A 23242-nucleotide genomic window follows, 5' to 3' on the forward strand; every position below is an offset into this window, starting at 1 on the left:
TGATATAAAAATCATGCTGATTGCGTATTCCTCACGCAAGCGCCGGGTATTAAATTAAATAAAGATTAACGACAGCTTAATTACCCCATTTAACTAGCACAGCATTTCTATATTGCCAGTGTTATTTCAAACGGTGGGCGTAAACATAATATATCTTAAACTCTATTATACACCACTCCTAAACTAAAACTTTAGCCTCTCTAAATTGACTGAATATTTACATAACCCCCCGAAAAATATATTCATAGACCAATACGGCCGTTGAATTCCCAGCGCTGTAAACATCCTGCGATAAAAGCCTTACGCAGGGCACATCAGCGGCGAAAAGGCTGATAAACACGCGTACGTAAACAGTCACTTCAGATAGACTTAACTGCGATATCAATGGCGCTTAATTTGCTTAATTCGTTATTTATAGCTATATCATTTTCAGGCACCCCAAAATAATACCGCTATAAAATACAGGATTTTAAATAACAGATAACAAAGCAAAAATAGACATTATCTACAGTACATCCTTTGAATAATCTGATGTAGCCACTCGATATGCTGGCGGGCATCGATCGCTCTAAAAAATGACGGTGAGCACTATTTCAATAAATAGCGACTCCGCCGGGGGCGCTCATTACCCGCAAAAAGCAGGCTTCATCTTACACGCCATTAAAAAACTGTCAGGAGTCATTATATATGAGCCAAATCTCTGTCATTTCGAAACTCACTGGCGTGGAAACCACCACGGAAGGTCAGCAAGTCTCACTGAGTCAATCCTCAATTGTTAAGCTCCACGTGGGTAGAGCGGATATTTCGCACTACACCCGTAACGGAAATGACCTTGTCGTCAGTCTGAACTCCGGCGAAACCATTACGCTTAAAAACTTTTACGTCGGCGATGCGCAGGGCTCAAGCATGCTGGTGCTGGAAGAAAGCAACGGTGCATTGTGGTGGATAGAAGACCCAACTGCAGTGGAGCATTACGAAGCTATCTCATCAATTGACGCTCTTATGGCGGCATCAGGGGGTGAAGCGTTCGGCGGTGCCGCTATTTGGCCGTGGGTACTCGGTGGCGCGACTGTTGCAGGGGGTATTGCCGTGGCGGCGAGTAGCGGCGGAGGCGGCGGTGGTAATGGCGGTGGCGACGACGGGAACACGACTAACCCAGGCAATCCGGGTAATCCTGGCAACCCAGGAAATCCGGGCAATCCAGGGAACCCGGGAAATCCGGATACAACACCCCCCAACGCACCGACAAATCTCGCCTTCTCGGGAGACGGTAAAATTGTTACCGGTACGGCTGAACCCAACAGTATCATTACGCTCAGGGATGCCAACGGCAATTTAGTCGGAACAGGAAAAACCGGCAGCGACGGGAAATTCACCATCGAATTGGGCACGCCGCTGATTAACGGTGAGCAAATCACCGCAACGGCAACCGATGCCGCTGGAAACATCAGTCAAGACGGCCACGTCACCGCGCCCGATCTGGTGACGCCTGATGCCCCTACCCTGGTTCTTGTGAACGATGATGTCGGGAGCATTACCGGCCCTCTCACTCAAAACCAGGTCACTGACGATGCCCGCCCGACGCTGAGCGGTATCGGTGAACCCGGCACCCTCATTACGATTTACGATAAAGACGTGCAAATCGGCACAACCAAAGTCGGCACTAACGGCAGTTGGTCATTTACGCCCGGCACGGCCCTTTCTGAGGGCAATCACTCCCTGACCTTTACCGCAACCGATGCGGTGGGTCATGTCAGTGTGCCATCCGGTGCATTTACCCTGATGGTGGATACCGTCGCGCCGAACGCACCGGTGATCACACTCAACCCTGCGGGCACTCAGGTCAGCGGGACCGCAGAGCCAAACAGCACCATTACCCTCACCAGCAACGGTCAGCCGATTGGCAGCGGCAAAGCCGATGGCAACGGTAACTTCACCATTACCTTATCGCCGCCCCAAATTGACGGTCAGACGATTTCGGCGGTTGCCTCTGACGAGGCCGGTAACAAGAGCCCTCCAGCCACCGCCATCGCGACTGACAGCACCGCACCGGCGATACCGGGCGACCTTGTCGTGAATAACGGTGGGAATAGCGTCTCGGGTACGGCTGAACCGAACAGCACCGTTACGATAAAAGCGCCTAATGGCGATGTGATTGGTGAGGGCCCCGCGGGCAGCGACGGGAAATTCACCGTACCCATCAGTCCGCCACAAACGAATGGTGAAGTTTTACAGGTGGTTGCCACCGATCCGTCGAGCAACACCAGTCTGCCAGGACAGGCTGATGCGCCTGACACCACCAAACCGTTAGCACCCGATAATCCCGTCGTTTCTGGTGACGGAACCAAAGTCACCGGGACCGCGGAACCGGGCAGTACCGTGACCATCCGCGAAGATGGCGTAAAAATTGGCGAAGGCAAAGCAGACGATCAGGGCAACTTTAGCGTGACGATCGCTCCGCCAAAACTGAACGGCGAAACCCTCACCGCCGAGGCCGCCGATAAAGCCGGAAACACGGGACCCACGGCGAATGCCACCGCCCCGGACATCACGCCTGCACAGACGCCGACGATAGTCTCCGTGGAAGACAATGCCGCTAACGTGACCGGTCCTGTTCCGCAAAACGGGCTGACCAACGACAATACGCCAACCATCACCGGCACCGGCGAACCGGGAACGCTTGTTTATATCTACAGCGGTGACACCCAAATAGGTACCGCTAACGTGCTCTCCAACGGGAGCTGGTCGTTTACGCCAGTTGTGCATTTACCGGAAGGCGGACATGTTTTAACCGCCGTCGCCGTGGACGATGCGCTCAACCGCAGTGAAACGTCAAACAGCTGGAGTATTACCGTCGATAGCCTCGCGCCTGCGGCCCCGGTCATTACCCAACTGATCGATGACGTGCCGGGTCGAACCGGCGCGCTCAATATCAACGAAACCACTAACGATAACCGTCCAACGCTTAACGGCACGGGTGAACCGGGTACAACCATCAGCATTCGTCTTGACGGCTCGCAGATCGGCACGGCGGTGGTCAATGATGGCGGAGCCTGGACTTTCACCCCGACCATTGTGATCCCAAACGGGCAACACACCCTGACCGCAGCCGCGATTGATAAAGCAGGCAACGTGAGTACAGCGTCTGGCGGATTTACCTTCACGGTAGATACGACTGCGCCGCCGCCGCCGTCCATTACCACGGTCACGGATAATACCGGTGATGTCCAGGGCACCCTCACCAGCGGCTCAGCGACGGACGAAACCCATCCTGTGATGCAGGGCACGGCTCCTGCGGGCACCACAATTGCCATTTACGACGGCACGACGCTGCTGGGGCCTGCCGTGCTCGATGGCAACGGCGGCTGGAGCTTTACCCCGCCCAATACGCTGACGGACGGCACGCACGTATTAACGGCGGTGGCGACAAATGCCGCAGGAACCTCCACCCCTTCTGGCTCGTTTACGCTGGTGGTCGATACCGTCGCACCCGCCACGCCTGATTCACCAGAGATTACCGTCAACCCGGACAATGCCCCCACCGGTACTCAGCTTAATCCCGGAGAAGCGACGCGCGATACCTCGCCAACGTTGAGCGGCACCGGGAATGCGGGTGATACGGTCACGATTTACATTGATGGCGTCAAACAACCCGATGTGGTCATCGTCAATAGTGACAATAAATGGAGCTGGTCGCCTGTACCGCCGCTGGTTAATGGCACGTATGACATCGCATTAACCGTGACCAACAAAGACGGCGCGGGCAATGAGAGCGCCCCGTCGCAGCCGGTAACCATCGTGATTGATACCGATGCACCGGCCACGCCGGGCATTCCGGTGGTTACGGATAACGTCACTGAGATAACTGGCCCTGTCAGCAATAATGGCAGCACCAACGATCCGCGTCCGGTGCTGAGCGGCACGGGTACGGCGAACGATGTGATCGTCATTTATGACAGCATTAACGGCGCCGCAAAAGTGGAAGTCGGCCGCGTGACCGTTGACGCCCAGGGCAACTGGAGCTGGCGACCGGATACGCCCCTGACGCAAACGTCGCACGCGTTCACCACCACCGCAACCGATGAAGCGGGCAACGTGTCGGGGACATCAGGCTCGATCACCGTGACCGTCGATACCGATGCGCCGTTGGCTCCGGCCATCACGGCAGCGGGGGGTGTAGGCAACGGCGGTGCCACGCAGGACAATACCCCGACCATTTCCGGAACAGGGGCGGATGGCGATACCATCATTATTTATAACAATGGCGTGCAGATTGGCACAGCCAGTGTCTCGGGTGGTGTGTGGAGCTTTACGCCGGGCACCGCGCTTAGCGAAGGGGCGCACAACCTGACGGCAGCAGAAGTAGACAAAGCAGGTAACGTCAGCCCCCTGAGCCCGGTTTATACCGTCACCGTCGATACCATCGCGCCGACCACGCCGCAAATTGAGGCCGTCTCTGACAGTACCCTTGCAAACGGCGTGCTGTACAGCAACGATAACACCCCAACCCTGAGCGGTACTGGCGAACCGGGCACGAAAATTACCGTCTCTATCGACGGCAACCCGTCATCCGTTACCGCCACGGTACAGCCTGACGGCAGCTGGAGCTGGACATCGGGCACGCCGCTGCCCGACGCCCCGCACGTCATCACCGTCACCTCCAGCGATGCGGCGGGTAACACCTCGGGTACGTCTACCACCAACGTGACTATCGACACCGCTCCACCCGCGGCTCCGGCGGTCACCTCTCTGGCTATTGAAGGGACGCCGATCACCGGTACGGCTGAACCTGGATCGCTGGTGATTATCACCGGCCCTGGTCCTGGCGGCACCACTATTGAGCTGGGTCGCGGCATTGCCGTGGGCGGTAACTTCTCCATCGCCCTTTCACCTGCGCAAACCAACGAAACCACCCTCACGATCGTGGCGAAAGACGCGGCGGGTAACGTAAGCGATCCGACCAGCTTTAACGTCGTGGATGCACCCGATCTGCCGGATGTGCCGGTCATCACCTCAATCGTTGATGATAACGGCGCAGGCAACGTCGAGGTCAAAGGCGCCAGCTCTGACGACACGACGCCGACGATCAGCGGCACCGGTCCAGAAAATAGCACCATCACCCTGTATCAGAACGGTGTTGAGATCACCACCATTGTGCTGGGTGCAGGGCAAACCACCTGGAGTTACACCATTCCTGCCGGCAGCGCCCTGGCGGAAGGGGTCTATAACTTCACCGCCACGGCTAGCGTCGGGGCGGCGACCAGCGGCCTTTCTGCCGCGGCAACGGTGACTATCGATTTAACCGCACCAAACGCGCCAACCATTGGCACAGTCACTGATGATGTGGGACCCGGCACCGGTCCGCTCACCACCGGCCAAATCACCAATGACAATCAGCCAACGCTAAGCGGAACCGCGACGGCGGGCGATACCCTTTCCGTTTACAGCAACGGCGTTCTGCTCGGCAGCGTGTTGGTGGGGTCGACAGGCACCTGGAGCTTTACCCCGCCGAGCGCCCTGGCTGAGGGAAGTAACGCCTTAACGATCCGCGCCACCGATCCGGCGGGCAATCAGAGCGGCGACTCACCGGCATTCACTATTGTGGTCGATACGATCTCCACCACCCCAGTGATTGTCGGCGCGGAAGATAACGTCGGTACAATAGAAAATATTCCGACTAACGGCGTCACCAACGACACCACACCGACGCTCTCCGGCACGGCGGAAGCCAACAGCATCATCGCCATTTTCGAAGGTGCAACGCAGATTGGCACCGCTACCGCCAACAGCAGCGGCGCGTGGACATTCACCCCTACCGCCGCCCTGAGCGAAGGCTCGCACACCTTCACCGTCAAAGCGACCGATCCGCAGGGTAACGTCAGCATTGCATCCAATGCGTACACGGTCGTCATCGACATCACCCCTCCAGCGGTCCCGGTGCTGAACACGATTAACGACAACGTTGCCGGCGGCGCATTCGGTAATTTAACCCCGGGACAGGTGACCAACGACGCGACCCCAACGCTGAGCGGCACGGGCGTGACGGGCAGCACGATCCATATTCTCAATAACGGCATTGAAATCGGCACGGCCACCGTCGTCAACGGCGCGTGGAATTTCACGCCCCCCGCGAATCTGCCCGACGGCCCTTACAACATCAGGGTCAACGCCAGCGACGCGGCGGGCAACGTGTCCGCGAATTCGCCTGTCTTCTCGTTCACCGTCGACACCACACCACCCGCGACGCCGACTGTGCTCACTGTACTGGATGACGTCGGCCCGGTGATTGGGGAAATCAACAGCGGTGACACCACCAACGATAATCGCCCGACCTTTAACGGCACGGGCGAAATCGGGGCAACCATTACTCTGCTGAATGATGGTCAACCGTTCGGCACCGCCGTCGTCAACGCCCAGGGGAACTGGACATTCACCCCGACCGCGCCGCTGACCGAAGGCACGCACACCATTACCGTTAGCGCGACAGACGTTGCGGGCAATACCAGCAACACCAGCTCGTTCGAACTGACGGTCGACACCTTCGCCCCCTCCGCACCGGTCATTATTAACGCTACCGATAATGTCGGAAGCGTACTGATTCCGGTGACTAACGGAAAAACCACCGATGACACCACGCCGACGCTGAACGGGACGGCGGCGGGCAACGCAACGGTGATCATTTATGAAAACGGCGTGCAGGTCGGCACGGCTCAGGCCAACGCATCAGGCGACTGGAGCTTTACGCCGGGCAGCGCGTTGAGCAACGGGAGTCATACCTGGACCGCCACCGCGACAGACGCGGCGGGTAACGTCAGCGTGGCCTCGCCTGGCTTCACGGTCATTGTCGATACCACCGCGCCGCTGGCCCCGGTGATTACGCAGGCGATCGACGACGTCGGTACCGTCACCGGGCCATTGAGTAATGGGCAAACCACCGATGACACCTTGCCGCGCCTGGTCGGCACCAGCGAGCCTAACGCCACCATCAACATTTATGAGGGCATTACGCTTGTCGGCACAACCACCGCCGATGCCAGCGGTAATTGGGCCGTCACGCTCAACACCACCTTCCCTGAAGGGCCGCACCAGTTCGTGGCGCGGGCGACCGATGCGGCGGGCAACACCAGCGATCCGTCGTCACCGTTCAGCCTGAACATTGACCTCACGCCGCCCGCCATTCCGGTGCTGGTGAACGTGGTAGATGACGTGGGTACCACGACCACGATCACCAGCGGGCAGATAACCAATGACGCGCAGCCCACCCTCAGTGGGACGGCTGAGGCGGGTTCAACGATTAAAATCTACGATAACGGCGTGCAAATCGGCAGCGTAACCGCCGCAGACGGCACCTGGAGCTTTACGCCAACGCCAGCGTTAGCCGACGGCCAACATCCGCTGACGATCACCGCAACCGATGCGTCGGGCAATACCAGCGATCCGACGACGCCGTTTGTGCTCAATCTGGATGCCACCCCACCAAATGCACCGATCATCACGTCTATTGTCGATGACGTCGTCCCGAACCTGGGGACGATCGCCGGGGGCACGCCAACCAACGATACACAACCGACGCTGAACGGCACCGCAGAAGCCAACGCAGTGGTGCGCATTTACGACGGCAATACGCTGGTCGGCACGGTCACCGCCGATGCCAATGGCAACTGGACGCTGCCGCAAACCTCTACCATTTTGACCAACGGCCAGCACAACTTTACGGCAACCGCCACGGATACGGCGGGCAACACCAGCGCGCCGTCGTCTATCTCCTCGGTCGTGGTGGATACCCTTGCCCCTAACCTGCCGACCACGCTCGCGGTGATCACCAACGGGACGCACGTCACGGGTATTGCCGAAGCGGGCAGCACCGTGACGATTACCACCAGCGGCGGAACCGTGCTCGGAACCGCAACGGCGGATGGTACAGGGAGCTTTAACGTCACTATTTCTCCGCCGCAAACCAACGGCGAATCCCTGCTGGCGTTTGCCACCGATAAGGCCGGTAACGTCGGCGGCAGCGCCTCGGTGGTTGCGCCGTTTACCAACCTGCCAAACGCGCCGGTGATCGTCACGATTGACGATAACGTCGGCACTCTGACCGGCAATTTGACCAACGGGAAAGCGACCGACGACACTACCCCGACGCTGACCGGCACCGCGCAGCCAAACTCCACCGTCACGCTGTATAACAACGGCGTGGCGATGGGGACCGCGACCACCGACATTAACGGCGACTGGTCGTTTACCACACCGGTTTTAAGTCAGGGTTCACATGCCTTTACCGCCACGGCGACCAACGTGGTGGGCGGCGTCGGTCCGGTATCCACCCCCACAACCATTATTGTTGATACCGTCGCGCCGAATGCCCCGAACGGAACCTTTAACGCCGACGGTAGCGTCTTGACCGGCAGCGCCGAAGCGGGCAGCACGGTGACGATTCGCTTGCCTGACAATTCAACGGTCACGACCGTCGCCAACAGCAACGGCACGTACAGCTACACCTTCATCAACAAACAGACCGAAGGCAACGCTCTGCAAATCACCGCCACCGATGCCGCCGGGAACACCTCAACGCCAGGAACGGTGCTGTCACCGGTGGTTCCGCTGTCGGCCAGCAATAACGTTGAGGAGCTGGATATCAGCACCACGGCCACGGTCACCAACGCTCAGTACAGCGATTACGGTTTCCTGCTGGTTGGCGCACTCGGTAACGTTTTGACGCTGCTGGGCAACGACACGGCGCAGGTTGGATTCGTGGTCTCCGATGGCGGCAACGCAGATATCTCGATTAACGCAAACGCCACGGGCGTGGTGCTCTCGCTGCTCAACACGCTGGAGGTAGTGGTTCAGCGCTGGGACAGCGTCAATAACACCTGGACGACGGTGGTCGATACTGGCCTGCCGCAGTTTGCCAACCTGCTTACGCTCGGGGCGAGCGGCGTGACGCTCAACATGACAGGACTGGAAAACGGCCAGTATCGCGTCTTGAGCTACAACACCAACCTGCTGGCCACGGGGTCTTACACCAGTCTCGATGTGGATGTGACTGAAACCAGCGCCGGGACCATCACCGGGATCCCAACCCAAAGCGGCAACGTCATTTATGACCAGGACTCGACGGCGGGCAGCGATAACGCGCCTGCGGGGACCCGCATCACGGCAGTGACCGACGCGCAAGGGAATACGGTCAACGTGACGGCGGACGGAACGATTATCCAGGGGCAGTACGGCACGCTGACCATCAACCTGAACGGCAGTTACACCTACACGCTAACCAACACCAGCGCCGCCGTGTTGGGTCGTACCGAAAGCTTCACCTATACCATCGGGCATAACGGTGCCATCGCCTCAGCCAAACTGGTGATCTCACTGGGCGCAAATACCGTGGTCAATAGCGTCACGGCGGTAGACGATACGGCATCGCTGACCTATGACACCAGCGTGCACGCGATCAATAACGGTCCCTCTTCACAGGGCGGATTCACCGTCGCTGGCATCAATCTTGGCAGCACGCTGGGGCTGAACCTGCTCGACGATCTGAGCAATCCGATCATTTACAGCGTGCAGGAAGGCACCACCCGCACCATGACGATCCAGGCCTCGGTCGGGGGCGTGGCACTGGCCTCGGTATTTGATCTGTACATCTATAAATTCAACGATGCGACGCAGACCTTCGAGCAGATGCGCGTTCAGCCGGGCTGGCTGCGCGCGCCGCTGCTGGGAGGGACCTCGGGTACGCTGACGCTGAATCTGCCGGCGGGGGAATACCTGTTCCTGCTGAACACCGCGGCGGGGATCACGGTGCTCACGGGCTATACCCTTAACGTGCTGGAGGACCATGTTTATAACGTGGCGAGCGAGGGAGCCTCAACGACAGGCGACGTGCTGACGGACGATATTGCGCCGCAGGGCACGCTGGTCACCGAGGTCAACGGCGTCGCGGTTAACGCCACGGGGGTTACCGTGATTCAGGGTGAATACGGTACGCTCACGATTAATGCTCAGGGGAACTACACCTACACGCTGCGCAGCGGCATCGGCGCGGATCACATCAAAACGCCGGATACCTTCGTCTACACCATTACTGCGCCAAACGGGGATAAAGACACGGCGTCGCTGAATATCACTCCAACCGCGCGGGCGCTGGATGCGGTGAACGACATCAGCACCGTGATGGACGTGACCTCCCTGCACCACACCACTGCGTATTCCGATACCACCGTGGGAACGGCAAGCTGGACCACAGCGCTATTAGCCCCTACTCAGGGCACGGGCAGCGGCACATTTGTGGTGGATGCCAACACGGCGCTGCATAACGTGGCGCTGCACTTCAACGTCGCATCGCTGCTGGCGCTGGGTGGATTGACGGTGAACTGGTCGATCAGTAATGGCTCAACGGTTATCCGCAGCGGTTCGTTTGCCGGCGGTGCGCTGCTGGGCGGAAAAATCGATATCAATCTTGCCGGACTGGATCTGGATGCCGGAACCTACACGCTGAACTTCACCGGCAACGTGCCGGGGTTGAGCGTGGGCGGCATCGTCATTACCCCAAGCGTCACGGGGACGGCTTATTCGCTGAGCCAGTTCGATTCCACCAGCGGGCATACGGTTAATGGCAATATCTTTGACGGTAGCGACTCGCAGGGGGCGTCGGATCAGCTGCATTCGGTGGATACGCGTTTGAGCGTCACCGGTTATAACGGCGTCACCACCACGCTTGACCCGTATACCGCTGGCACCGCGACGGCAACTATTCAGGGCCATTACGGCACGCTCTCAATCGGCGCTGACGGTCATTACACCTATACGCTCAACACCGGGGTTTCCCTCTCCAGCATCACATCGAAAGAGGTCTTTAACTACACCTTGACCGATGCGGCGGGCAAAACGGACACCGCCTCGCTGACCATCAATATGGCGCCGCAGTTCATCAGCTCGGAGCATAACGATCTCATTACCGGGACGGCTTACGGTGACACCCTGATTTACCAGGTGCTGAACAACACCGTGGGGAATTCCACAGCGGGCAACAGCACCGGGGATCACTGGACCAATTTCTCGGTAAGTCAGGGGGATAAAATTGACATCGGCGATCTGCTGGTGGGCTGGAACGGACAGGCCTCAACGCTGGGTAATTACGTCCACGTCACGCAAAACGGCAACAACACGGTGATCTCAATCGACCGCGATGGCGCAGGGAGTGCCTACACTAATACTACGCTTGTTACGCTGGACAACGTCCAGGCCACCTATGACGAGTTAGTCAATCAGCATCACAGCATCATTACCTGATAGCAAAAGTCAGAAACGACCCGGGCGTTCAGCGCCCGGGCGCAGGCATTAGGCAACATTTTTTTATTAGGGACAAAGAATGGGAATAAAGATGCCTTACTGGTGGCTCTCGTGCTGCCTGATATCTGTCCCTGTTCTCGCGGCAAATCCAGCGTCGGTCATCAATCCCGGCGTGCTCAGCGAAGAACAGGAATTACCCTCACTGAATGGCCGGATCGCCCCCGTACCCGGCAAAGCGGCGCCGGGTACGCTCAAGCTTGGCGATGCCGTCAACCGCGCGGTTAACTGGCATCCAACCATCAGTGAAGCCGTTGGCAAACTGTATGAACAATCGGAAGTCGTCGATATCGCCAAATCCAAATATTACCCGCAAATTAATGCAGGTATGGACAATGGCTTTACCCACAACGGGGACGGCAACAACTTTACCCCGTCACTGGTTTTGTCGCTCTCCCAGATGCTGTATGACTTTGGCAAAGTCGCGAGTCAGGTGCGTGCCGAAACCGCCGGTGTCGCCCAACAGCAGGCCAACGTGCTGGTGAGCATTGATACCATCGCCCACGATACCGCGCTGGCGATGGTGCAAGTGCAAACCTGGCAACAAATGGTGGAAACCGCCAAAGAGCAGCTTGATGCGCTGTCATCTATCGGGTCGCTGACCCGGCAGCGCAATGACGAAGGCGCCACCTCGCTCTCCGATGTGGTTCAGACCGATGCGCGTATCGAAGGCGCACGCGCTCAGCTGATGCAATATACGGCCAGCCTTGAGAGTTCCCGCGCCACGCTGATGAGTTTTCTCGGCTGGAATAACCTGAATCAAATCAGTAACGATTTCCCCGATAATCTAAAGCGCAGCTGTGATATCGCCGAACCGGACGATCGTCTGGTGCCTGCGGTGCTCTCCGCCTGGGCGCAGGCGAACGTGGCTCAGGCGAATCTTGATTACGCGAACGCGCAAATGACGCCAACCGTCTCGCTGGAGCCGGAAGTGCGCCACTATCTCAACGAGCGTTATGCGGGCAACGAAACGCTGGATCGCACGCAGTATTCCGCATGGGTCAAAGTCCAGATGCCGCTGTATCAGGGCGGAGGATTGAGCGCGCGGCGCAATGCTGCCGGCCACGCCGTTGACGCCGCGCAATCCACTATCCAGCGTACGCGCCTCGACGTGCGGCAAAAGCTGCTGGAATCGCGCAGCCAGGTGATGAGCCTGCTGAGCACGCTGCAAATTCAGGGTCGCCAGGAGGCACTCAGCGCCCGTACCCGTGAGCTCTATCAGCAGCAGTATCTGGATCTCGGCACTCGCCCGCTGCTGGACGTGCTCAACGCCGAGCAGGAAGTGTATCAGGCGCGGTTTACGCAGCAGCAAACCCTCGGGCAACTGCATCAGCTCCAGCTGAGCTGCCTGTATAACACGGGTCGTTTGCGTCATTCGTTCGATCTCGAGAACCGCACGATTCAGACCGTGGAGATCCAGCCATGAAGCCAACCGATATTCCGCAGGGTGAACATCTCTCCGAGGAGTTGCTGGAACATTGGGCGCAGGCGTTTGGCTACGTCGCCAGCCGTTACCGCGTGGCCTGCTCCCCCGGCGCGCTGGTCGCAAGCGCACCGTGGCTGCGAGGTAAACCGATGGTGCCCGCGCTCACACAGCTGGCGCGTGAAGCGGGACTGTCGTTTCAACTGTTGACCGCCACGCAGCAGTCCATCAACAGCTGGCGGCTGCCGGTGGTGGTGGAACTCAACGAAGGCAAAATCGGCGTGATTGAACATTTTGACGGCGAAGATACGCTGGATATCTGTTTTATCGACGCCACGCCGCAAAATAACCGCGTGTCGATGACCGCGCTCCTGCCCGCCATCCGTCACGTCGTCGCCTTGCGTCCGCTGGCGGCGCTGAAAGACAGCCGCGTCGATGCCTATATCTCGAAATACCGCCCGGACTGGCTGTATCGGCTGGTAATGCGCGATTTGCGGCCGTACACCTGGGTGATGCTGGCGGCGCTGTTTATCAACGTGTTATCGCTTTCCGGGATCCTGTTTTCGATGCAGGTGTATGACCGGGTGATCCCCGCGCAATCCTACCCGACGCTTTACGTGCTCACGATCGGGGTGCTGATCGCCACGCTGTTTGGCTTTGTGCTGCGCATGGCGCGCGGGCACATTATGGATCTGCTCGGGAAACGCGCCGATCTGCGCGTGTCGGATCGCGTGTTTGGCCACGCGCTGCGCCTGCGCAACAGCGCGATCCCCCGCTCCACCGGCAGCTTTATTTCGCAGCTACGCGAGCTGGAGCAGATCCGCGAGATGGTCACCTCGTCGACCATTTCAACGATCGTCGATTTACCGTTCTTTTTCCTGTTTGTGATCGTGCTGGCGATCATCGCACCGCAGCTAGCGTGGATCGCTCCGGTCGCCGCCGTGCTGATGGTGCTGCCCGGTTTGCTGTTGCAAAAGAAACTGGCGGCGCTGGCAAAACAGTCGGCCCACGAATCGACGCTGCGCAACGCCGTGCTGGTCGAAAGCGTACAGGGGCTGGAAGACATCAAGCTGATGCAGGCGGAAAACCGCTTTTTGCAGCAGTGGAACAGCTATATCCAGATCACCGCCGAATCGGGACTGAAAACCCGCGAACTGACGCAAAACCTGATCAGCTGGGGCATGACCATTCAAAGTCTGGTGTACGCGGGCGTGATCGTGGTCGGCGCGCCGATGGTGATTGAGGGCACGCTCACCACCGGTTCGGTGGTCGCTGCCTCAATGCTGGCCTCGCGAATGATTGCCCCGATGGCCACGCTGTGCGGCGTGCTGGCACGCTGGCAGCAGGTGAAAGCGGCGAAAGAAGGGCTGGACAGCATTATGCAGCTGCCGACGGAAAATCAGCGGGAAGAGACGCCGATCCGCCAGGACGTGCTGCGTGGGCACTATCTGTTCGATCAGGCGCAGTTCCGCTATCACCCGGAAGATCCGCGTATGGCGCTGCGTATTAATCGTCTGGAGATCAAACCCGGTGAAAAAGTGGCGATCCTCGGGCGCAACGGCGCGGGTAAATCAACCCTGCTGCAGGCTTTGGCGGGCGGAATGGATCTCGCGGGCGGCGAATTGCGCCTCGATAATCTCAGCCTGCCGCACCTGGACGTGGCGGATGTGCGGCGCAACGTCGGCTTTATGACGCAAAACGCGCGCCTGTTTTACGGCACGCTGCGCGAAAACATCACGCTGGGCATGCCGCGCGCCACCGATGAAGAGATCGTCGCCGTGCTGGAGATGTGCGGTGCGGCGAGCTTTGTGCAAAAGCTGCCGAAAGGGCTGGATTATCCCATCATGGAAAACGGCGTCGGGCTGTCGGGCGGGCAGCGCCAGTCGATTTTACTGGCGCGCATGTTCCTGCGCGATCCCAATATCGTACTAATGGACGAACCCACCGCATCACTCGACGAACACACCGAGCGCGAATTTATCCAGCGCCTGAATGACTGGCTCGGCAATCGGACGTTGATTGTGGCAACGCACCGCGTGCCGGTGCTGGAACTGGTGGAGCGCGTGGTGGTGCTGAAAGACGGCATGCTGGTCATGGATGCACCAAAAGCGCAGGCGCTGAACAACAGCCGGATGCAGCAGCAACAGCAGGCAAATGGACGGGAGTGGAAAAATGAAAATCAGTCAGCGTGACGTCGCGGCGATGGACGATCTGGATAACGCGCTCGATTCCGAAAGCGGCTACTCCGGCGCACGACGTATTGTCATTTTCTCCCTGCTGCTGTTTATCGTCGTCGGCATCTGGGCGTGGTACGGCATTCTGGATGAAGTGTCGACGGGGACGGGCAAGGTGATCCCCAGCTCCCGCGAGCAGGTATTGCAGTCGCTCGACGGAGGCATTCTGGCGGAGCTGACCGTCCACGAAGGCGATCAGGTGCAGGCGGGGCAAGTGCTGGCGCGCCTCGATCCCACCCGTTCGGAATCAAACGTCGGTGAAAGTGCGGCGCGCTACCGGGCATCGCTGGCCTCCAGCGTGCGCCTGACCGCAGAAGTCAACGATCTGCCGCTGGTGTTTCCCGCTTCGCTGCAAAAATGGCCGGACCTGATCGCCACTGAAACGCGGCTGTACACATCCCGGCGGGCGCAGCTGGAAGACACCCAGCGGGAGCTGAAAGCCGCGCTAAGTCTGGCGAATAAAGAGCTGGATATTACGCAACGCCTGATCAAAACCGGTGCCGCCAGCCGGGTAGAAGCGCTGCGTCTCCAGCGGCAAAAAAGCGATCTGGAGCTGAAGCTCACCGACGTGCGCTCGCAATATTACGTCCAGGCGCGCGAGGCGCTGTCGAAAGCCAATGCGGAAGTGGATATGGTGTCGGCGGTGCTGAAAGGACGCGAAGATTCGGTGACGCGCCTGACCGTGCGCTCCCCGGTGCGCGGGATCGTGAAAAATATCAAAGTCACAACCATTGGCGGCGTGATCCCCCCCAACGGTGAGCTGATGGAGATCGTGCCGGTGGACGATCATCTGCTGATCGAAACGCGCCTGTCGCCGCGCGATATCGCCTTTATTCATCCTGCGCAAAAGGCGCTGGTGAAGATCACCGCTTACGATTATGCCATCTACGGCGGGTTGCAGGGCGTGGTTGAAACCATCTCGCCGGACACCATCCAGGATGAGGCCAAGCCCGAAGTGTTCTATTACCGCGTGTTTATTCGCACCAGCCAGGATTATCTGGTTAACAAAGCGGGCAGGCATTTCTCGATCGTGCCGGGGATGATCGCGACGGTGGATATCAAAACCGGCGAGAAATCGGTGATGGATTATATGATTAAACCGTTTAACCGCGCGAAAGAGGCGATGCGAGAGCGGTAAGATTGCGGCAATTGCTTGCACATTCGATCCCCTCGCCCCTCTGGGGAGAGGGTTAGGGTTAGGGTTAGGGAAAACATGCTGCTCAAGCGGCGGTTCCGTTCACCTCACGTTTCTTGCTTCTCTGTTGCCACCGGAACACGTGAACGTGCCAGGGTGGTTCAATCGCCACCACCCTGGCGACCCCTGCTCCCGGCAAGAAAATCGCCGCTACGCGGTGCCTTCGTCTTTTTCCTTCCGGCTCACGGGGACGGGCGCAGGTAACATCCCTGTAAGTCGCGCCCTCGACGCACATCCCTGTGCGTCGCCCCTACCGTCAGCCAACGCCTCAGCGATTTACAGCCGGAAAAGGACAGCGCTATAGGGCCTGAGTGAAATCACCGGTGTCACATCGCTGTACGCGATCGGTGCCTTATCCCTTTTAGGGAGAGGGCGAGGGGAAAATGCAACACCGTACATTTTTCCTGAAGCAGCCTCGCAGGATGTAACTTCTGTTCTGATCCCCCCTTTTCGCTTGCCTCGCCGAAGCGTATGTTCCTCTCACGCCAGCAAAATCTGGCGTCGGGATTGGCATCTCGGTAAACTTAATGGCGGTGCGAAAATCTTGTTGCGCCGTGCGTCTGGCAACATCTCAATGGTGGGCTGGACGGGGGCGTCGCAAGACGCGCCGGTGTCCATTAAGGCCGGTAATGCCAACTCCGTTCAGACCCGCCACCCATGAAATTGGCATTTCGGGTGGTGGTCATCAAATCACTTAATGGAAACTGTCATATGAATATCAGCAACGCATTTATCACCACCCCATTCGATCACCATACCGATTTCACTGAACTGGCCAGCAACTGCGAAAATTATGGCGAGGCGATAGTGGAAGAGACCGACCCCGTGGCGAAAGCGGCGCTTTGTGGGCGTCTTTCCACCTGTCTGTCTCTGCTGCGCCCGACGCTGCTCGACCCGATTCCTGCGCATCTGGTGGATTATCTGACCGTCGATTCACACCCGTTGTATGAGCCGTTATTCGATCCCGAACCGGTGGAGCTTTGCCGTTACTGTGAGGAAATTACTCACCTGCTCATCAGCGGTGCGCTCGCGCCTCACGCCGCCAGCGTGATGGAAGACTTATTGTGTGAACTGACCACCTTTTTTGCCGACAGACTGAAAGCCCCGCGCTGGGTGCGTTCAGAATCGGGTTTAAATCCGATTAATTAAGAAACAGCACAGCCGCACTTGCGCACAGTGCGGCTGTTTACTCTGCTACCGTACCGCCAACATAAAAATCAGGGAGTTACCATGCGTCAACGCACTATCGTCTGTCCGATTATCCAGAATGACGGGGCCTATCTGCTGTGCAAAATGGCGTCCGACCGTGGGGTGTTTGTCGGGTGGCGGTATGGAGCCGGGTGAAACCATGGAAGAGGCGTTGCGACGTGAAATTCGCGAGGAGCTGGGCGAGAGGCTTGAGATTACCGATGTCAAACCCTGGGCGTTTCGTGATGACATCCGCGTCAAAACCTACGCTGACGGCACCACAGAACAGATTTACATGATCTACCTGATTTTCGATTGCATCAGCGCCAACCGAGACGTGACGTTTAACGAAGAGTTTCAGGACATTGCATGGGTGACCCCGGAATCACTGAGCGCGCTGGATTTGAACGACGCGACGCGCCTCACGTTTACGCAGAAAGGGTTGCTGTAGCGCACGACTGCTCGGTTTGCACTACCCCGCCTGCTGGGGTGCCCCGGAAAAATAGACGCTCAGGTAGCGGATGAACTTGCCTAAAAAGACGCCTGCAAACACGCCTCCAGAAATAATCGCAAACGCGCTCATGCCAGGCTGTTGCAGCGTCTCGGGGGACATCGCCGTCATGACTCCCAGAGCGTACTTCACCAGAAACGCCAGCATCATAAACGGCAACGCCGAGTAGTCGGCCTGACGATGAATGCTGCGGGGCGCTGCTGCGCGCGTGGCCGAAACGTGCTTACTCAGCACATAGCCCAGCGCTGCGCCAGCCAGAATCCCGGCAATCCACAGCGCAAACGTACTGAGGGTCAACTGACGGTGCATCACCAGATCGTAAATATCCCAGATCAGGAAAATCGCCGGGATGATGGCGAGTTTTTCCAGCGTCACGGTAGCGGGTTGGCGGGCTTTAATGCCCCGGGTGATCAGAAAGACAAATAAAATCCATACCCAGACAGGTGTGTGGGTCAGAATTTGAGGGAGCGTTTCCATCATAGGTTTTATCGTCGTCGCGTCGATACACCCGGTGATTATTACGCATAATGGCTTAAACGCCATCATGCGTAGGCATTGGTATTACAACGAAATTTTGAGGCGTCTCACCGCTTCTTTCAGTTGCTCTTCCGTCGCCGTCACAAACGACATCCGCAGCGTGGAATGATCCGGTTCGCTGCAATAGAAGAACTCACCTGGCACATACACGACGCCGTTGCTGAGCGTTTTCTCAAGCCAGGCGGTGGTGTTCATCCCGTTACTCATTTTAGCCCACAGGAACATGCCGCCCTTTGGTTTATGGAACGTCATTATATCGCCCAGCTCAGCGTCAAGTTCCTGCGAGAACGTCTGATATTTCTGACGGTACACTTCGCGGATCATCTTAATCTGCGCTGGCAAACGGCCGGTTTTGAGGTATTCGCTGGTCATTAGCTGCGACAGCGTACTGGTGTGCAGATCGGTGGTTTGCTTCAGGTTGACGACAGCCCTTTTCAGCCACTCGGGAACAATCACCCAACCCACGCGGGTGCCCGGTGACAGGATTTTAGAGAAGGTCGAGGTGTAAACGACGTTGTGTTCGTTACCGATGGCTTTGGCGTGCGCCATCAGTGGGCGGAAAACATCGTCGGTATAATTAATTTCGCTGTACGGATCGTCTTCGATAATGACGAAATCATAACGCTTAGACAGCTCCACCAGCTGTTTCCGGCGGCTTTCAGAAAGCGTTACACCGCCAGGGTTGCCGAACGTGGGAACGATATAAACCGCTTTGATCGTTTTATTCGCGACCAGCGCTTCAAGTTCGTCGACTTTCATTCCGTCGCCATCGGTTCCAACCGATTCAATATTCGCCTGCGCCAGACTAAAGACCTGCAACGCAGCCAAATACGTTGGGCGTTCGACCACAACGGTATCACCAGGATTGATTAACGCGCGCGCCAGAATATCCAGAGACTGCTGTGACCCGGAGGTCACCACCACATCATCGGCCTTGCACTGAATACCGCGTTCGGCAGAAATCTGCTGAATGGCCTCACGTAACTCCGGAAAACCTTCGCTCAAACCGTACTGAAACGCTTCGCCAAAATGGTGAGAAAGCACGGCCTCAGCCGCCATCTTTAACCCTTCATGATCAAAGAGTTCCGGGTTAGGGATGCCTCCGCCAAGTGAGATGACGCCGGGCATTTTACTGTGCTTTAAGAGTTCACGAATGGCGGAGGATTGCAGTGCCTGGACACTGGTGGCGAGCTTATGAGTTGTCACGCTATTAATACCTGTATTATCTGTTTTTATGATGATTACAACTTAGTAACACATGTTTTGCGCTTTGATAATCATTTTTGTGCCTGTCCGCGTAAAAGGTTTCACGCTGACGGTCCCCTGAGCGTGAAGGGATGGGCAGAAAGAAATAGAAGCACAATCCTTGAAGAAATATATCATGCAGAATATCCTCTGTTTTTAATTAATAACACTCAATCTTTAGAATGGCACTTTAGTTATTAACAGCCGTTTACCCCAGTATTCCAGAATGTGATAACACCTAATTCCAGAATGTGATAACACCTATTTTTAAATCACCCCCTCTTTATAGGAAAACCCCGTTACAAAACCTGGAATTTAATAACACAATAAAATTTAAGACTTATCCTGCAAGCGCGATTCAAAAGCGTGTTCTATGCGAAAAAAACGTTTGTAAATCCTTGTAAACATCCCCACCACGCCTGGAGTCGCCTCTTGTTTCGAAGCGGCACAAACCTACCTCACTGCAATCCGCTTAAGTTTCCTTAATAACTATCAGCTTATGCGCCCAATATTCTGGCGACAAGCGAAGCGATATATTGTGCATTCAGTAAAAATCAGGCTATTAATTAACAATTACGGGGTTTGACACGTTTTAAATAGCGGCTAGATTTAAGTACTGAACGACAACGGATACGCTTTATTACGTATCCTCCTGACATAAACGCATCAAGAGGGTTGATATTATGGCAGAGCATCGTGGTGGTTCCGGTAATTTCGCTGCAGACCGTGAAAAAGCATCTGATGCAGGGAAAAAAGGCGGTCAGCAAAGCGGTGGGAACTTCAAAAACGATCCGCAACGCGCCTCCGAAGCCGGTAAGAAAGGCGGTCAGAACAGTCACGGCGGCGGTCGTAAATCTGACAAGTCCTGAGCTTTATATTTCTTAACTTTGTCATGACGTTAAAACGCTATCTCTGCGAGTCTGCGGACTCGCAGTATTTTGCTGTGTAAGTGAGGAAACCCTATGAATATGAAAACCCTGGAAGATGTTTTTATTCACCTGCTATCAGATACGTACAGCGCAGAGAAACAGCTTACGCGTGGCTTGGCTAAATTAGCTCGTGAAGCCTCAAGCGAAAAATTAAGCGCTGCGTTTAAAGCTCACCTTGAAGAGACGCACGGACAAATTGAACGTATCGATCAGATCGTTGAGCAGGAACCAAATCTTAAAATTAAACGCATGAAATGTGTGGCGATGGAAGGGTTAATTGAAGAAGCCAATGAAGTCATCGAAAGCACTGAAAAAAATGAAGTTCGGGACGCCGCACTAATTGCCGCGGCGCAAAAAGTTGAACACTACGAAATTGCCAGTTACGGAACGCTCGCCACCCTTGCAGCGCAATTAGGCTATAAAAAAGCGGTGAAATTGTTAACCGAAACGCTGGAAGAAGAAAAATCCACCGACCTGAAATTAACCGATTTAGCCGTTAGTAATATCAATCAAAAAGCCCAGGCATAATTCGACACAACCAGAGGACGATAATAATGAATCACGTAGAACATTACCATGACTGGCTACGCGATGCCCATGCGATGGAAAAGCAAGCCGAATCCATGCTGGAATCGATGGTCAGCCGTATCGATAATTATCCTGACGTCCGCGCACGCATCGAACAACATGTTAGTGAGACAAAACGTCAAATCACCGTTCTGGAAGAGATCCTCGACCGAAATGATATTTCCCGCTCGGTGATAAAAGACTCCGTGAGCAAAATGGCCGCACTGGGGCAGTCTATCGGCGGTATGTTCCCATCCGATGAGATCGTGAAAGGCTCGATCAGCGGGTACGTTTTCGAGCAGTTCGAAATTGCCTGTTATACCTCGCTGCTGGCGGCAGCAAAAAGAGCGGGAGATACCGCCTCGATCCCAGCGATTGAGTCCATTCTTGCCGAAGAACAGGCGATGGCTGACTGGCTGATTCAGCATATCCCAACGACAACCGAGCAATTTCTACTCCGCTCGGCCGCCTCAGGCGTTGAAGCGAAAAAATAATGGCGGAAAGTAGCACGCCCCGCGTGCTACTTCTTATGCTTTTTCCAGATGGACAGTTTCGCGAGGAACGCCGACAGCGCATACCGCACGGCTTTCTCGATGACGTCCTGACAGTCGCCAGTAAAGATCACTCTGTCCGTCGAAATCTCCCCGCGAAAATTCCACGCAAACCAGACGGTGCCCGCCGGGGTGCCGTCATCACCGCCATCGGGCCCCGCGTATCCGCTTATGGCAATACTGGTATCAGCGCCAGCCCGCGCTAGCGCCCCCGCAGACATCTCTCTGACGGTCTGTTCACTGACGGCAGTATATTTCTCAAGCGTGTTCGCCTGGACGCCCAACATTTTTTGCTTCGCTTCATCGCTAAAAGTAATTAACCCGACGTCATAAAAAGCGGCGGTATTTTCCTCAGCGCACAACGCCGCGGCAAGGTTGCCGCCGGTACAGGACTCCGCCGTGGTTAACATTAATTCTTGCTCGGTGAGGACATTCGCAACCCGCTTTGTCAACTCGCCCGTAGTTTTCGCTTCGTTATAAACGCTGGTACTCATCAAGGCTCCCTACTCACTGTCTACAGGAATAATGGAAATATGACCGTTACGTTCAAGAATGGCGTATTTGATTTTACTAAATTCTGTAATTCCGTGATTCTGCCGCGCAGCGACTAAAATATCATCGCAGGAGACATCTACTTTTTTGAGCTTGTCAGACAAAGGCAGGCCATTTTCGAGCAAAATAATGGGTGATCCATCAAGAAGAGACTCCGCGCCGGAAATATACTTCTTCATGATCCCGAAAAGAATATCCACCGTCACCAGCGTGACAATCGTCAGCATCGCCCCGGTTACCGAGAAATCGTTGCCCAGCAATGCCTGCTGTGTGGCTTCACTGATGATCAGCAGCAGAATTAAATCAAAGCTGGTCATCTGCAACAACGCGCGGCGGCCGACTATTTTAAATACCACCAGTAAAATAAGGTAAATGGCGATCGCACGGAATACCATCTCCATATCGCTCTCCTAAGGATAAATAAACTGCCAGAATGTGATACCTGGCTGGCCGTTAACGCTAATGGAACTCACTGATTTTCCGGGAACAGTGGGAGTGATATACATCCAGACGCTGAAATCACTTTTATTGTTCACATCGTTATAGATCAGATAGAGCGTTTTCCCTCGGCTGTACATGCTGTCGGGCTGAGGAGAGAGACTCCCGGGCTGAAAATCCTCATTAAATTTCCCGCCGAGGCTTACGACATACTTATCCGTGTTCTGGGGATGAACGGTGAAATGAAGTTTGAATTCGGTTTGCAATCGTCCAAAGCGTTCATAATTCACGCTTAGCGTTTGTGAATTATTGTCTTGTTGCGCGGAGCTGAAATAGCCATTGGAAAACAACCCCAGCACAGCCGCAAGAATGATGCACAGCAAAACCGCAAAACCCACCGACTGAAACCCGGACTCAAAATTGAGCGCAAAGCGGTTCTCTTTGACGCCCGGCAATTTGTCATGGTGATGATGTGACGATGTCATTTATCCCCTCAGCCGCTTCGATTATTGCTCTGTAGCGAGAT

At 56.2% G+C, this 23242-nt stretch carries 13 protein-coding genes and 1 pseudogene; 9 read left to right on the forward strand and 5 right to left on the reverse strand.

The features are described 5' to 3' along the window. Positions 1–687 precede the first annotated feature (687 nt). From I6L74_RS03165 to nudI, 6 genes and pseudogenes are all read left to right on the forward strand, one after another. Entirely contained in the window at positions 688–11289 is a 10602-nt protein-coding gene (locus tag I6L74_RS03165; protein WP_059177767.1) for a BapA/Bap/LapF family large adhesin, read from the forward strand. Between the two features lie 79 nt (positions 11290–11368). Next, positions 11369–12772, forward strand: a complete 1404-nt coding sequence (locus I6L74_RS03170; RefSeq protein WP_059177766.1) for a TolC family outer membrane protein — start codon at positions 11369–11371, stop codon at positions 12770–12772. Next, complete coding sequence (locus I6L74_RS03175; RefSeq protein WP_059177765.1) at positions 12769–14961, forward strand: type I secretion system permease/ATPase; 2193 nt, start codon at positions 12769–12771, stop codon at positions 14959–14961. Before I6L74_RS03170 ends, I6L74_RS03175 begins: the two co-directional genes overlap by 4 nt. Before the next feature lie 10 nt (positions 14962–14971). Further along, complete coding sequence (locus tag I6L74_RS03180; RefSeq protein WP_096759592.1) at positions 14972–16141, forward strand: beta-barrel domain-containing protein; 1170 nt, start codon at positions 14972–14974, stop codon at positions 16139–16141. Positions 16142–16909: 768 nt separating this feature from the next. Further along, positions 16910–17347 carry a hypothetical protein gene (locus I6L74_RS03185; RefSeq protein ID WP_059177763.1) on the forward strand — a complete coding sequence of 146 codons (438 nt, stop codon included), beginning with the start codon at positions 16910–16912 and terminating at the stop codon, positions 17345–17347. Between the two features lie 81 nt (positions 17348–17428). After that, a pseudogene (nudI, locus tag I6L74_RS03190) lies at positions 17429–17837 on the forward strand (nucleoside triphosphatase NudI). Between the two features lie 21 nt (positions 17838–17858). On the opposite strand, the gene I6L74_RS03195 reads toward nudI, so the two are convergent. Together I6L74_RS03195 and I6L74_RS03200 are read right to left on the reverse strand one after the other, a co-directional pair. Next, complete coding sequence (locus I6L74_RS03195) at positions 17859–18377, reverse strand: DUF6622 family protein (protein ID WP_059177762.1); 519 nt, start codon at positions 18375–18377, stop codon at positions 17859–17861. Between the two features lie 81 nt (positions 18378–18458). Beyond that, positions 18459–19640, reverse strand: coding sequence for an aminotransferase-like domain-containing protein (locus I6L74_RS03200; RefSeq protein WP_059177761.1), 1182 nt, complete (start codon positions 19638–19640; stop codon positions 18459–18461). A 722-nt stretch (positions 19641–20362) separates the two neighbouring features. Between I6L74_RS03200 and I6L74_RS03205 the strand changes: the two genes are divergently transcribed. The 3 genes from I6L74_RS03205 (at position 20363) to I6L74_RS03215 (ending at position 21669) form a co-directional block, all read left to right on the forward strand. Then, complete coding sequence (locus I6L74_RS03205) at positions 20363–20548, forward strand: con-10 family general stress protein (RefSeq protein WP_059177760.1); 186 nt, start codon at positions 20363–20365, stop codon at positions 20546–20548. Positions 20549–20641: 93 nt separating this feature from the next. Further along, positions 20642–21136: a YciE/YciF ferroxidase family protein gene (locus tag I6L74_RS03210; protein ID WP_059177759.1), complete on the forward strand. Its 495-nt coding sequence runs from the start codon at positions 20642–20644 to the stop codon at positions 21134–21136. Between the two features lie 26 nt (positions 21137–21162). Continuing rightward, the gene (locus I6L74_RS03215; protein ID WP_059177758.1) at positions 21163–21669 is read left to right on the forward strand and encodes a ferritin-like domain-containing protein; all 507 of its coding nucleotides are present in this window, start codon (positions 21163–21165) and stop codon (positions 21667–21669) included. A gap of 26 nt (positions 21670–21695) precedes the next feature. Here the strand turns inward: I6L74_RS03215 and I6L74_RS03220 are convergent, their stop codons facing one another. Genes I6L74_RS03220 through I6L74_RS03230 form a run of 3 tightly spaced genes read right to left on the reverse strand, consistent with a single transcriptional unit; the run spans position 21696 to position 23201 of the window. Further along, positions 21696–22220, reverse strand: a complete 525-nt coding sequence (locus tag I6L74_RS03220; protein WP_059177757.1) for a 2-oxo-tetronate isomerase — start codon at positions 22218–22220, stop codon at positions 21696–21698. Positions 22221–22229: 9 nt separating this feature from the next. Further along, positions 22230–22679 (reverse strand): DUF421 domain-containing protein, encoded by a 450-nt coding sequence (locus tag I6L74_RS03225; RefSeq protein WP_059177756.1) that lies wholly within the window; start codon positions 22677–22679, stop codon positions 22230–22232. A 9-nt stretch (positions 22680–22688) separates the two neighbouring features. Then, positions 22689–23201 (reverse strand): hypothetical protein, encoded by a 513-nt coding sequence (locus tag I6L74_RS03230; RefSeq protein WP_059177755.1) that lies wholly within the window; start codon positions 23199–23201, stop codon positions 22689–22691. Positions 23202–23242: the final 41 nt, after the last annotated feature.

The sequence above is a fragment of the Lelliottia amnigena genome, assembly GCF_019047465.1.
Classification (GTDB): Bacteria; Pseudomonadota; Gammaproteobacteria; order Enterobacterales; family Enterobacteriaceae; genus Enterobacter; species Enterobacter amnigenus.

Coding starts and splice junctions, on each gene's coding strand:
- I6L74_RS03165 (WP_059177767.1), top strand. CDS start 688: ATGAGCCAAATCTCTGTCATTTCGAAACTCACTGGCGTGGAAACCACC.
- I6L74_RS03170 (WP_059177766.1), top strand. CDS start 11,369: ATGGGAATAAAGATGCCTTACTGGTGGCTCTCGTGCTGCCTGATATCT.
- I6L74_RS03175 (WP_059177765.1), top strand. CDS start 12,769: ATGAAGCCAACCGATATTCCGCAGGGTGAACATCTCTCCGAGGAGTTG.
- I6L74_RS03180 (WP_096759592.1), top strand. CDS start 14,972: ATGGACGATCTGGATAACGCGCTCGATTCCGAAAGCGGCTACTCCGGC.
- I6L74_RS03185 (WP_059177763.1), top strand. CDS start 16,910: ATGAATATCAGCAACGCATTTATCACCACCCCATTCGATCACCATACC.
- I6L74_RS03195 (WP_059177762.1), bottom strand. CDS start 18,377: ATGATGGAAACGCTCCCTCAAATTCTGACCCACACACCTGTCTGGGTA.
- I6L74_RS03205 (WP_059177760.1), top strand. CDS start 20,363: ATGGCAGAGCATCGTGGTGGTTCCGGTAATTTCGCTGCAGACCGTGAA.
- I6L74_RS03210 (WP_059177759.1), top strand. CDS start 20,642: ATGAATATGAAAACCCTGGAAGATGTTTTTATTCACCTGCTATCAGAT.
- I6L74_RS03215 (WP_059177758.1), top strand. CDS start 21,163: ATGAATCACGTAGAACATTACCATGACTGGCTACGCGATGCCCATGCG.
- I6L74_RS03220 (WP_059177757.1), bottom strand. CDS start 22,220: ATGAGTACCAGCGTTTATAACGAAGCGAAAACTACGGGCGAGTTGACA.
- I6L74_RS03225 (WP_059177756.1), bottom strand. CDS start 22,679: ATGGAGATGGTATTCCGTGCGATCGCCATTTACCTTATTTTACTGGTG.
- I6L74_RS03230 (WP_059177755.1), bottom strand. CDS start 23,201: ATGACATCGTCACATCATCACCATGACAAATTGCCGGGCGTCAAAGAG.